This is a genomic window from Novosphingobium sp. SG919 (assembly GCF_012932495.1).
In the GTDB taxonomy this organism is placed as follows: Bacteria; Pseudomonadota; Alphaproteobacteria; order Sphingomonadales; family Sphingomonadaceae; genus Novosphingobium; species Novosphingobium rhizosphaerae.
The window spans coordinates 1-12,018 of sequence record NZ_JABCNG010000005.1 but is presented as its reverse complement, the minus strand read 5'-3'; the positions used below and the strand labels follow the sequence as shown (position 1 = coordinate 12,018).

Annotated in this window: 12 protein-coding genes and 2 pseudogenes; 8 read left to right on the top strand and 6 right to left on the bottom strand. The window is 58.8% G+C overall.

The window, feature by feature from the left end:
• Positions 1-208 precede the first annotated feature (208 nt).
• Positions 209-397 carry a hypothetical protein gene (locus FHT19_RS18000; protein WP_169476217.1) on the top strand — a complete coding sequence of 63 codons (189 nt, stop codon included), beginning with the start codon at positions 209-211 and terminating at the stop codon, positions 395-397.
• A 28-nt stretch (positions 398-425) separates the two neighbouring features.
• On the opposite strand, the gene FHT19_RS17995 is transcribed toward FHT19_RS18000, so the two are convergent.
• The gene (locus tag FHT19_RS17995; RefSeq protein WP_169476216.1) at positions 426-854 is read right to left on the bottom strand and encodes a hypothetical protein; all 429 of its coding nucleotides are present in this window, start codon (positions 852-854) and stop codon (positions 426-428) included.
• A gap of 482 nt (positions 855-1,336) precedes the next feature.
• On the opposite strand from FHT19_RS17995, the gene FHT19_RS17990 reads away from it, so the two are divergent.
• The 4 genes from FHT19_RS17990 to FHT19_RS17975 all read left to right on the top strand — a co-directional run bounded on the left by FHT19_RS17990 (position 1,337) and on the right by FHT19_RS17975 (position 4,020).
• Positions 1,337-1,912, top strand: coding sequence for a PH domain-containing protein (locus FHT19_RS17990; protein WP_169476215.1), 576 nt, complete (start codon positions 1,337-1,339; stop codon positions 1,910-1,912).
• A 128-nt stretch (positions 1,913-2,040) separates the two neighbouring features.
• The gene (locus tag FHT19_RS17985; RefSeq protein ID WP_169476214.1) at positions 2,041-2,445 is read left to right on the top strand and encodes a hypothetical protein; all 405 of its coding nucleotides are present in this window, start codon (positions 2,041-2,043) and stop codon (positions 2,443-2,445) included.
• A 216-nt stretch (positions 2,446-2,661) separates the two neighbouring features.
• Positions 2,662-3,549, top strand: coding sequence for an AraC family transcriptional regulator (locus tag FHT19_RS17980; protein WP_211184974.1), 888 nt, complete (start codon positions 2,662-2,664; stop codon positions 3,547-3,549).
• A gap of 33 nt (positions 3,550-3,582) precedes the next feature.
• Positions 3,583-4,020 carry a hypothetical protein gene (locus tag FHT19_RS17975; RefSeq protein ID WP_169476213.1) on the top strand — a complete coding sequence of 146 codons (438 nt, stop codon included), beginning with the start codon at positions 3,583-3,585 and terminating at the stop codon, positions 4,018-4,020.
• A 663-nt stretch (positions 4,021-4,683) separates the two neighbouring features.
• On the opposite strand, the gene FHT19_RS17970 is transcribed toward FHT19_RS17975, so the two are convergent.
• Both FHT19_RS17970 and FHT19_RS17965 read right to left on the bottom strand, forming a co-directional pair.
• Entirely contained in the window at positions 4,684-6,021 is a 1,338-nt protein-coding gene (locus tag FHT19_RS17970; protein WP_169476212.1) for a hypothetical protein, read from the bottom strand.
• A 10-nt stretch (positions 6,022-6,031) separates the two neighbouring features.
• Positions 6,032-7,624 (bottom strand): S8 family peptidase, encoded by a 1,593-nt coding sequence (locus FHT19_RS17965; protein WP_169476211.1) that lies wholly within the window; start codon positions 7,622-7,624, stop codon positions 6,032-6,034.
• A 155-nt stretch (positions 7,625-7,779) separates the two neighbouring features.
• Between FHT19_RS17965 and FHT19_RS17960 the strand changes: the two genes are divergently transcribed.
• Positions 7,780-8,073, top strand: coding sequence for a hypothetical protein (locus FHT19_RS17960; RefSeq protein ID WP_169476210.1), 294 nt, complete (start codon positions 7,780-7,782; stop codon positions 8,071-8,073).
• Here the strand turns inward: FHT19_RS17960 and FHT19_RS17955 are convergent.
• The gene (locus tag FHT19_RS17955; protein WP_169476209.1) at positions 8,051-9,853 is read right to left on the bottom strand and encodes an FRG domain-containing protein; all 1,803 of its coding nucleotides are present in this window, start codon (positions 9,851-9,853) and stop codon (positions 8,051-8,053) included. The genes FHT19_RS17960 and FHT19_RS17955 overlap by 23 nt on opposite strands.
• 309 nt (positions 9,854-10,162) lie before the next feature.
• On the opposite strand from FHT19_RS17955, the pseudogene FHT19_RS17950 reads away from it, so the two are divergent.
• Positions 10,163-10,339: pseudogene (locus FHT19_RS17950) on the top strand (transposase); the annotation flags it as partial.
• Positions 10,340-10,635: 296 nt separating this feature from the next.
• Entirely contained in the window at positions 10,636-10,905 is a 270-nt protein-coding gene (locus tag FHT19_RS17945) for a hypothetical protein (RefSeq protein ID WP_169476208.1), read from the top strand.
• Positions 10,906-10,965: 60 nt separating this feature from the next.
• On the opposite strand, the gene FHT19_RS17940 is transcribed toward FHT19_RS17945, so the two are convergent.
• Positions 10,966-11,307, bottom strand: coding sequence for a DUF3088 domain-containing protein (locus FHT19_RS17940; protein ID WP_169476207.1), 342 nt, complete (start codon positions 11,305-11,307; stop codon positions 10,966-10,968).
• Positions 11,308-11,326: 19 nt separating this feature from the next.
• Positions 11,327-12,018: pseudogene (locus FHT19_RS17935) on the bottom strand (PepSY domain-containing protein); the annotation flags it as partial.

Genomic DNA, 12,018 nt, shown 5'->3' with positions numbered 1-12,018 from the left:
TTGGCTGAAACGCCCCATTTCTCGTCGAGATGAACGAAGGTGCAGTTTCGTTGTCGGCCTCCGGCCTCGGGAATGGCAGGAATTGCGGCGGCATCGTCGGCCCGAGCACCAGCGTGCCGGCGGCGACTATCTCCCTCCCTGCGTCATAATCGGTCTATCCGGTCGCGCCGCAGTTGCGGACATCGCCGCTGCGGATCATTATGGGGCGATGAGCAAAAATCATTGGACCTATCAGGAGTGGGAAGACGCCACCGTCGAGAAAATCGCGACGTTAGGTGCAGTTGCGCCAGACGAGCATCGCGTCGATTACCTGCGCGTCCAAGTCCGATCTGCGATCCGTCAGGCATTACGCCATGGGCGGTCAGGGCTGGACGATAACGAAGCAGTTGTCGCGTAGCGACGCGGTTGCGGACATTTACCTGTGCTTAAACACAGTCTCCGAAGCTAGGTGGTCCGTCGCGAGCGAGAAGATCATCAACCGCCTTATCGAGCACTTCCACTTTCATTGCTTTCATGTGATCGTAACTAGAGCCAACGTCGCCTTCGCAGATATAGCTATGATCTGCGCTTGTCAGGTTCTGACTGCCCTTGAATTTCGCGAGCACCGCTGGATCCCCGCCCGAGTTGCGAATGATGTAATCATCGAATCTACGCGCATAGCTCGCGATTCTGGCCTGAAATTCGGGATCTTGCCCGGCCCGGCATTCCTGGCCTGTTTTCTCTGCGAAGTAGATGAAACTGCCGAGACAGAGCACTCCGGTTCCTGGCTCCTGCGACGGTGGTGTAGCAGAGATCAATAGTGCAGAAGCCGCAGCTATGAGCGCTGGTCTCACATAGGGCAATGTGTCGAACATCGAATGAGCATATTCAATATTTCGACAGGGAACCAGCGCCGTCCGCTCCCCCCGCCATTGCCGCCGATCGGCTATGCATACGGCAGCACTGTCACCCGCCGTTCGCCGCCTATCCCCAGAAGATGAACGAAGGAGCGGTTTCGTGCTCGGCCTCCAGGCCCTGCAACGTCTCCTTTGAAGGCGACAATCACCGAGCCAGCCAAGGCGACGATGTATGCGCAAAAGCGGTCGAGCGGGAACCATGCGTGCTTGGCTAAATGCCGTTGCCGTCAGTAAGGAAGTTCCCGATGTCCGCCGCCGACACAACCCAGGCCCGATATGAGAGTGGCAGTCGCCGCGCTTGGCGCCGGGACGCGGGCGGCGGCTATCGCCATCCGCGCGCAAAAACCCGGCGTTCCGGACACGGTGCTAAAGCTGCCGTCTTCATCGGAAAATCTCGCACAGGACTAGCGTTTTCCCAATTCATTGCTACCAGTTAGCCGATGGACGGATTTCAAATATCGCAGCAATTCCAGCCCTATCTTCTCACAGGCGAACGCATCCTTTGGTCGGGTCAGCCCAAGCAGGGGCTGGTGCTGGGAGGAAGGGATGTGATGCTTATCCCATTCAGCCTGATGTGGGGTGGATTTGCGATTTTCTGGAACGCGATGGTATGGTTTGCCCCATTCGACAGGGATTCTGGTGCGAGCCCGGAATGGTTTTTCAAACTGTGGGGACTGCCATTTCTCGTAGTTGGCCTATACTTGATTGCAGGGCGTTTTTTCCATGATGCGCACATTCGCAAGATGCTGTTTTACGCGGTCACTGACCAACGTATCCTGATCCTTCGGGGTTTGAAAATCACGTCCCTCGACATTCACCGTTTACCGCGCCTGGAGTTGTCAGAGCACCGAGATGCATCGGGCACAGTGGCCTTCGAGTCCAGCAATGTTTTGACATTCGGTGGCATGAATGGGTTTGGCTGGTGGCTTCCGGCAATTGGCAGCGGCATGCAGTTCTATAAAATTGAAAGTCCGCGTAAAGTCTACGAATTGATCCGCAGCGCAAGTCGCTCGTGAAGTCGAGCTTCGGCACTACGGGTCTTTGGACTCGGAATGTCCGCTCCCCCCAACATTGTCACCGGCCCGTATGGTCGTGGAAGGCCATGGGATCGGCCATTAGTTGCTGATTTGCACCGGATGAATCTATGACCGGTTTCGACGGCACTGCCAGTGGCTGTGAACGACCGGTATCGCGGCGGCATTTTCCATTACAGTGCAATTGCGGACGTTGCGACGCGCGTTTACCCTTGGGCGAGGAGGACCGCCAGATGCGGCTTATCGAGCTTATTCGCGACGCGGCTGATTTGGACGATGACCTGATTATCTACGCTGTAGCGCCGTGGTCACCAGATGCCGATACGGTCTTGGTCGTCGTCCAAGGCAATAGTGCAGAACCGGTGACTTTCCATGGCAGGCAATATGACTACTTCCTAGAGTCGTTCATCGCTCGCAATTTTATTGAGGACTATGCCGCGAGCGTAGAAGGTGCATCGGCAACAGAGCGAGAGCGCTGCGAGCGTCTCATACGATACGCGCAGGATGACGCCTAACCAACGGCAGCTTCCCACCAACCCAGGCCATTCCTGGAGTCAGCGACATCGATAAACAAACGACCGCTTCCGGCGTACGAGTTCAGGCGCTTGAACGGCGGCTATCGCGGCGGCAATCACCAAGCCAGCCAACGCGATGATATATGCGCAAGAACGGTCGAGCGGGAACTATGCGTGCTTGGCTAAATGCCGGTGCCGTCAGTATGGAAATTCCCGATGTCCGCCGCCGACACAACCCAGGCCCGATATCTGCTGCGGATGCAGCGGGTGATTGATCATATTCACCATCATCTCGGTGACGATCTGGGGCTTGACGTGTTGAGCGGGGTTGCGGCCTTTTCGCCTTATCATTTTCACCGGCAGTTCAGCGCCATATTCGGCATGTCGCTCCACCGCTATGTGCAAATGGCGCGCATGAAACGGGCCGCTTCGCGATTGGCCTTTCGTGCCGATACCGTGACCGACATCGCGTTCGACGCCGGTTATGAGGCGCCCGACAGTTTCGCCCGCGCCTTTCGCCAGCGCATAGGCCAGGCGCCATTGGCCTTTCGGGAACAACCAGACTGGGCGGCATGGGAAGCGGCAATGGCGCAGCTATCCCGAGCAAGGAGCCAAATCATGACCCAGCAGTTCTCGAGCGAAGATGTAACCCTGCGCGAGGTGCTCGAAACCAACATCGCCTTCATGAGCCACCATGGCGAGCCCCAACTGCTTGGCGAAACGATCCGGCGCTTTATTGCCTGGCGCAAAGGGCATGGTGTGCGCGCCGCTGATCATGCCACCTACACCATCTTTCACACCGATCCCGAGATAAGCGGGCCAGACGCCTATCACCTTGCCCTCGCCACCGAAATCCGCCGCCCGTTGACCGCCGTCGACGCAGGCATCGAGGCGGGCACTATACCGGGCGGGCGCTGCGCGGTTCTGCGTGTGATCGGCAGCAGCGACGATCTGCGCCCGGCGGCTGAATTCCTCTATCGCGACTGGCTGCCTGTCAGCGGAGAAGAACTGCGGGACTTTCCGATCTATGCCCAGCGGGTCCGTTTCTTCCCGGACGTTCCCGAGCATGAAGCGATCACCGATTTGTTCCTGCCGCTCCGGTAAAGACCGGCCTCCGGCCAGATGGCCGCAGGCCGAATGGATACCCCGATGAATGAATGCCCGCTCCGGAAGGGCGGTATTGGCTTCGTAAACGTCGTCTTTTGGGGCGATCGCCGCAACTGGCAATGCGATGGTCATATCAGCGGCTCGCGCCCACTTGCGGACATTGAAGGAACTATTGAGGCTGGTGTCATGAAAGTTGATCGTCGGGAAGAACATTGGTGGGTTTACCGGTCGCAGCGGCACCGCGAGGTCCGAACGATTGCGAGTAGCGACGGTCGCGTTGTCATTGCCATCTGCCAGCGAAGCGATGGCTTGTTTTGCTTCTACGTGGATGAGCTGGAATATGTCACCGAACGTGAAGAGGATTTCTGGCAGCCCGGATCGCTAGAAACGGGGGTGTTTGGCTCTATGGACGAGGCAGAAAGGGAGGCTAGGTCGCGCTATCGCGAACTCGACGGAGGCCACGTTTAGCCGAGATTGCAAGCCATCGACACGTCCGCTTCCCACCAGCCCACGCTATTCACGAGCCTAACGGCATAGATAAACGAGCGGCCGCTTCCGGCGTACCAACTCAGGCGCCCCAACGACGGCTATTAAGGCGATCATGGCGAAGGACAGGTCGGTGCTCAAATCGGCGGCTCGCGACCAACTCAAGACATTACAGTGCGGGCGCCGGAACGACGGCTTGGCGCCGAAACTGGTCCTTCGTCAATTGGACGGGCAGCCGGTCGGCGACGCGCCATTTGCCGCCGTTTGACTGATATTTCATCGTGCCTAAAAGCGGCCGCTCAAATCATGGAACACCGCGCAATTGATGGAGCCACGCTCCTGAAGCGCTTCTTCACGGGTACGGGTGTCGTGACCCGACCACGGTGCATGATGTTCAAGCGACCGCCTTGGTGCCGCGCCTATCGTAAACCGGTAGACGGTCCGAGTGGTGCGGACGATCGGTCTCCGGTAAAGAAGGCTGATTCCCTGAGCGGAGATCCCAACCCCCGATCCGCGATCGTGTGCGAATTACGAGCCTGCGAGCTAAGATGGTCGATTGATGATCGCGCTCCGGAGGTAGTCGTGACCAACCGCTCATCGCTAACGGCATGTCAGATCAGTCGATCGCTCGCTCGGGTGTGTTGCCTAGACTGTCATGGTCGCGGCAACCAAACGACCGCAATCGACGTTCGTCACGTTGTTGTGGGCGTCGACATGCTCCGTCTTGACCACATAGGTGTCGGCGAGGAAGCGGTTGATCTTGCCGGGCACAGGATGGAAATCGGTCGTGTCACAATCCGGCGCCATCATGTCGCCGGTCATCTGCGGGCCGTTGGCGCCCATCGCGCCGAAGATGTCATTCGCATCGCCTAGGCTCTTGGTTGCGTCCCCGCTGAGCCGTGAGGCCAGCGGGTAGGCGATTGTCGTCGCCTGGTCGTTGTGCGTGTGACTGAAGGAGATCGGGCCGGACGGCTTACCGACGAGTGCCGAGAAGGGGCCTTTGCCGGCCGTAAGGCCATTGTGCGAATAGGCGCCCTGCAACAGCGTCACGCTGCGGAACGTCATATGCGAAGGCGGCACGAGACGCGTTCCCGCCGCCGTCACGAGACGCGCCCCGAAGCTGTGACCGACGAAGTGCAGGCGAACGTCACCCTGGGGCTGAAGGCTGCCAATCAGATCTGCGACGCTATCACCGACGGTTCCGGCGCGCTTCTTCATCGTGTAATAGGTCAGCTTGTTGAGCGCCCAGACGACACCGCTTCGTGCGCCTTGGAAGGTACCACGAAGGACATCGCCGAGTCCCTGTGCGGCACCCACGCCAGGGGATACCTCAAGGGCGAGCGGCGCGCCGAAACTCAGCAATAGATCATTTGCGTCGCTGATCGTCGCGGACCTCCGAAAGATGCTCGCGTCCTGCGTGAGTTCCGGGTCGGCATGGTCCGGCTGGAGGTCGAGGGATGCCATGGCCGCTCTGAAAAACTCATAGGCGGCGGACTCGTCTCGCTTTTCAGGGGTTGCAGCCGCGGCACGGGCGGCATCTGCGACCTTATCGAACTCCGGATCGTCGGCAAATGCGCGAACCTGTGCAATCATCGCCTCAAGATGTTCGACAGGCACGTCGAAATTTGCCCGCTCTGGCCGGTCCACTACCGCCATGGTGCCACCTTTCTGGTTCTCTTTGACTAGCTCCCCAGCCCCATCGTAAATGGCGTCGTAGGCCTTGGCTGGCCAGAGAATGCCGACCACGGCGAAGCTCGCCGGATCACGGCCGCGCTTAATCAGCTCGTCCGCCGCATTCTGCCAAAGCGTCGCATAGAGCTGCTCGGCGTCGGGAAGGTCGTTGTTCCAGCCGTGCGAGATGACGACCAAATCCTTGATTTCGGGACTGAGCAGTGCTTGCAGCCTAGCGGCGACGTTGAGGTCTTTGCACCGCGCGTTCTTGTCAAATTCGAGCCATTCAAATGGGGAGGGGCCGAGTTGCATCGTTTCTTTCCTAAACGGATTGTAGGGCGCGCATGACGTCGATCAGGCCCGCACCTTGGAATTCGGGCCGTCGCTTGAGATCGGTCGCGCTGTCGATAAAGATTTGCTTCACCGCATCGGGCCGGCCTTTGAACTCGCGGCGAACCGAAAGGAAGGCGGCGATCGCGCCAGACACATGCGGTGCTGCCATGCTGGTGCCGGTGTCCTCGTGAAACAGTGCGACGTCGGGCTGCGCGGGATCGCTCACCATCGCGGAAACGATCCGTTCTCCCGGCGCTACAAGGTCAGGCTTCATCCGCCCGTCGGCGGTCGGCCCTTTGGAGGAGAAATAAGAGATGCCGTAGGTGTGCGGACTGTCGCGATGGGTCGATCCGACCGTGATCGCGAGATCGGCATTGCCGGGGTCGGAGATGGTCGCGAGATGAGAGGCGCGCTCGGTCGTGAGGCTCAGCGACTGTACCGTCCCATAGCCGCCGTTGCCGGCAGCGACGACGACAACGACGCCGCTTCGGACGAGTCGGTCGACCTCCACGCACAGGGGACTCTGTCCGGCTGCGAACCAGCGCGCGTCGAACGTGTAGCCAAGGCTAAGATTGAGGCCGTGGATGCGCAGGTTACGGCCGTCGTTATTCGCACTCTGCAAATAGCCGATTGCCGCGAGCAGGGTCGCGACGTCTCCGGTCTGACCGTCCTGGAGGACCTTTAGACTGACAAGCTTGCATTCAGGTGCGACGCCCGAGATCACGGTTCTCGATAAATCGCTGACATCGTCGATCTGGGTATCAGAAGTACGCACCTTCTGCTGGACAACGATCTGCGCGGGCTGCGTTGGTTCGGTCGAGCCTGCAGGTCGCTTAATGGTCTCGCCAGCAATGATCGCTGCGACATGCGTGCCATGGCCATCGGTATCGACGAGCGGACTGCCAGCGCCGGTAAAATCCATATGCTGGAGCCCGTCGGGCAGCTGCAGCGTCTCGTGCTGTTGGAAATGGAAATGACTGCCGTCGATCCCGGTGTCGGCGACCGCCCAGACAATGCCGTTGCCGGCTGCGGAGAATGCAGCGCGTGCCGCATCGCATTTGACCGTCCTACCGGACTCGAACACGAACCGGCCGACGGCATGGTTAAGCCAGATCTTGTGGACCAGCGGATAGGTCTTGTCGCCCACTACGATGCGAAGCGTCGACAGCGCCGCGATCGCCTTCTCCGATAGACAGGCGAACAGATATTGATCGGTCCAAAAAGAATTGACGAAATCAACAGTGTCGCCGTCTGCGAGATAGGCATGGCCGTCGATCCGAGCGCCTGGCGGGAGTGTGAATGGGTTTCTCAGGCGAAACGCTTCTGGAGGCGTTCGCTCGACATCCGAATGAACGAGGACGAACAACTCGTGCGCGATGGCCAGCCGAGCAAAGTTCACGCCGCCCGGCGTACGCGCATTGGCTTCGATGATGACCTTTATAGGGCCGTCGGGATTGAACATCCGATTTGCATCGGACACATTATCGGCCCGACGCGCCTCGATCGCTTCGAGCAAATCGCCTGCAAGCTGCGACTTGCGTAGTTGTTCGCTCAGAACATTGCTCTGTACGATCTCTGCCAAAGCGGTTCCCTCCGACGAAAGCGCCGATTCTGCCCATCTCCGCGAGCGCTAGATTGCGGGCCGTTCCTGTTCAGGTCAAGGCAATCTCGCTGGCGGCACTCACGGGGATTTGTCTCGCGAATTAGGCCGAATATTGCGCATTACCAGCGGCGAAAATGTTGATTCTAAAGCCACCGGATCGATTGGTCATCTCTGCGCAGCGTTTCTTCTGGAAAGAAGATGCTTCAAATCCAATGATCATCTGCGGCTTCGCAGCTCGATTCTCGTTCATTGCAGAACACGGGGCATGGCGACGCATAAGCAAAATACATCGCCACAGCATCGCGCCATTTATCGATTTGCACTGTGGATATCATCAAGCAATCGTCCAGACATTGTCGGTCGTATTATTTTTGGGCAGAAACGCCGGATCCGCGCGGATCTATTCTATTCGCGCATCGGGAATGTGAACGGATAGCCCTCTTCCTGTGCTTTTTGCACCGTTTGGCGAAGTACATGCGGAAAAACGTCGGGAAAGAGGTGCGCGCCGGGCTGGACTACCTTCAGCAAACCAATCGGTGTTCGCGATTTGCTCAAATCGGTGAACATGCCGAGATAGGGTTCGTTACTTCCGGTGAGGCTTAACAGGAAGTGGTGGCCGAAGCTGGCTCGCTTTAAGGAAAGGAGATTGCGAACCCCCATTACGGTGTGAATGATTTCGTCGCCAAGGGGCTCCATGAAGAGCGGAAGTGCGAGCGGCTTGGGCGCTGGCGACAGCATCCGCAACATTTCGAGGCAAACGAAGAGCAGCTTGAATAGCGGCTGATCATGGTCGCCGAACCACTCGTCATCCTCGGTCCCCTTCCAAATGAACTGCTGGTCGAAATCGGAATAGGCGATCTGCCAGGGTCCGATGGCGGTGACGCCATGCTCTTCTTCTCCAACGCGGCTGACGCCAATGTAGAAGGTCACATAGAGGAAGAGCTGATCGTCCATGATCCACACGCCGCGCGGGACTTCGATCCGGTCTGCGCAATGCCATTTACAATATTCGAGCGGGCTGAACTCGAAAAAGACGTTGGTGACGGGAGCGGTTACCTCCGCTCCGTCAAATTCGAGCGCAGGCACATCAACAGGACGATCCGTCGCGAGCAAGCCCTTGTGCCATATGTTCGCTTCCAACTGCGGGGTACTGTAGATGACAGGCCCCTCGAGGAGGATCGGCACTGGGTTCAGCATGAGATCGATCGGGCAGTGCGGGATCATCGCGGCGTACTTGGCTTCATCCACGAAATTGCGAAACCCGGGGTAAAGCAATGGCGGCTTCACCGTATCCATCCGCTTTCCCAAGGCCTCGGCCTCATCATCGCGGGGTACGTAGAGCGTTACTGGAAGGGACGCTTGCAACTCGCCTTTCGACGTCTCACTTGCTGCTTCGATCCGGGGAATGAATGGAGTGCTGAGAAGGCGATCGTACCAGTCGTCGATCTCTGGCCCCGGGAAAAGGTCGTAATATTCTCTTGACCTTGGCGGTGTCAAAAGCTCGAACTTACGCATAGCCACCCGAAGGCCAAGCGCTTCCGACCACAGATCGCGCTCAGTTTCGCTTGCATATATCAGGCATGCCGCCTGAGCGAGGATGCGCGGACTATGGAAGATCTTCGGCGCGTCGAGGAGATCGACCAGCATACCCGGCGTCAGTATATCCGCAGACTTCCACTTCGGCGCGTCGAGCACGTAAATGTAGCCGCTTGTATATGGCCCCGAATATCGCCGCCAATCGCCATCGGCAAAGCTCTCGGGCACAGTCGGGGGGCATTCGCCTTGCTCGAAATGGTGGGTCGCAAACCAGAGAGCGATCTCAAGAGATGTCGTAACGTCGAGAAAGGGGGCACCGGGGCCGTAGTGCTGAACGACTGCCTGACCCCAGATCTCATTCACTTTGTGCTTTTCGGCATTGGGAATGCCGCGAACCCCTTCGATGTGGAAGGGATGGTTCGGCCGCTCGATAAAGCCCTTCTGGACCGGATCATCTCGCCAGATATCTTCGGTAAGGTGATGAGCGTAGGCGCGCCAAATGGCGCGGCCGCGCGCGGCCGCGGCAGTTCTCAAACTGCTCGGAATCAGCGTGCCATAGTCTTTCGCTTGGCCGCGGAAGACACGAACGGAGCCCGCCTTTGGCGGCGCCAAGCCCGCAACAAAAGATTCAATTGCTTCGACAGATGTCAATATCTCGACGTGAGAGTCCATTGGTGCTGCCCCGCTTGTCGCCCTCGGCTTTTGCTTCAGCGCGAGCGTAGCGACAAGGCCGTTAATAGATTTTGTAGCCTGCACAGGCGGAACTCATCGGATATGCCTAAAAACCCAGATCCTCGTTTGCCACCGCGCAAGGTCTGTTATGCGGATGGAAGCGATGCGCGGAAGCGGGCATATCCTTGCCCTGAACTGTCAACGGCAGGTGTAGCGCTATCAATTGACAAGCACTGCGCACCTGCTGACCTGCCCCCCCGAAAGATCCCTCAATCTGATGTAGAGTCTGCCACTGGAAGGAGCAGACGTATGAGGAAGAGCCGTTTCACCGAGGCGCAGATTATCGGGATGATCAAGGAGCAGGAGACCGGGTTGCCAACTGTCGAGGTTTGCCGCAAGCACGGGCTGAGCACGGCGACGTTCTACAAGCTGAAGGCCAAATACGGCGGATTGGAGGTACCTGCCCTTCGACCTATTGCCCTGGAACGGCAGAAACGTCCCAGCCCTCGTCATCCAAGAGCCCCCTGGCGACGGTGAACGAACGACGGGTTCCGACGCACCGGACTGGATCCCTGAACGACCGGTATTAGGGCGGCAAACACCAGCCGGCCGGCCGGACTCGCAGGTCCGCTGCCGACCAGCTCAAGACATTCAGCGTCGTTTATCTGAACGTCAGCCTTTGCGGAAATCAGCCATTCGTCCGCGCGACACGGCCGGTCGGCTATGGCTAACTTGCAGAGAAAGGTTGGCCTATCGACAAGCCGAGGCTGGAGCGGCTGCAGATGGCGGTCAATGTCATCAAGCATGATAGCGCAGTGCTATTTGACCATCACCGACAAATGTTCGTTGCGAATGAGCTTCATGTCTTCGAGAGCGGCCTGCCCCGACCGAAGCGCGAGACCATCAAGACCGTCTCGCAAGAGGGGCTACGGGGCAACTGGCTCGAAGCATTGAATCTGACCGACGAATGCATCGTCGTAAGTCGACCCTGCCGCCGAAAGGGCAGGTCTGGCGGTGCCGTCAACAAGCTGAGGATGATGCCATGCCCTTGAAGTGATGGTCGTTGTCCGCTTTGCACGTTACCTATCCTGAAGCGGCCACGCAGCTCCGGCCTAACCAGCCGACGGGAGATCGCATAGAACTGACAGATACTGCCGTATGTCCGCCTGATCATTGATAAAGGTTCGCTCGGCAAACGTGCGCACAGCAACCCCAGGTGGTGCCGTGCGGCCTTCGGCAAGCACCAGTACCGGCACCGACTGGTGTGCTTCGCCCACCAAGGCAACGATCGGTAAGCGAGGGCGCTCAAAATCGACATAGACCACATCGATTGTTTCGCGCAGCTGCGGGAAGAAGCTTAGCATTCCCTCGACCGGGGCTGAATCGCCACAGTAGAAAGGGCCCAGCCCGGCATTGAAGAAGCCCGGCCGCATGAGAAACAGTGTGTCCTTCATTTGCAAAACTCCCAAAGTGTCAAAGCGATTGGCGCAGGCGGCGCCAAGCGACAGCTATGCCGGTCACGCTGAACGTAAAGCCAGCCAGCATGAGCAGCAGAACCAAGCCCTGGCGCAGCCAAGGCAGCCTAACCAAACCGGGAAACCGCCAGGTGTGCAGCGCGTAGTAACTCCAGGCGTAGCGTTTGCGGCTCGCGCTGAGTACGGTCAGCAGGTGTCCATCGCGACCGTCTATGATCAAGTCGGGCCGTCGTGCGGCAGGATCGGTTACGATGAGCGCGTTGTCCGGCGCTCCTTCCGCCTGGGCGTAGAATGCATCAGGCGCGAGGGCGTGCAACTGTGGCGATCCGCCCTGGGGCCATGCTGCCCGCACACCTTTGACGATGGCGGCTGCAAGCCCAGGCGGCGAAGTGGCGGCGCCTGTCCTGTCCCAAGTGGTCATTATCACTTGGCCGCCTACCATGCCAATGTCCATCTCTCGGAATTCGCCGGCATGTCGAAGCGCGGCCAATGGCATGCCCGCAAGGCCTGGTGCAAGCGGCGCGCCGGCATAGGCCGCTGTTTGACCCGCAGTGGCCTGGCCGCGCGAGAACAGGCGCCCATGGTCCATCGACAACCACCCGCTCAGCATCCATGTCAGCACGAACAAGCCGGTGAACAGGCCGAGAAGATGGTGCCAGCGCATCCATTTGCGCTGGTAGAACGTCAGCG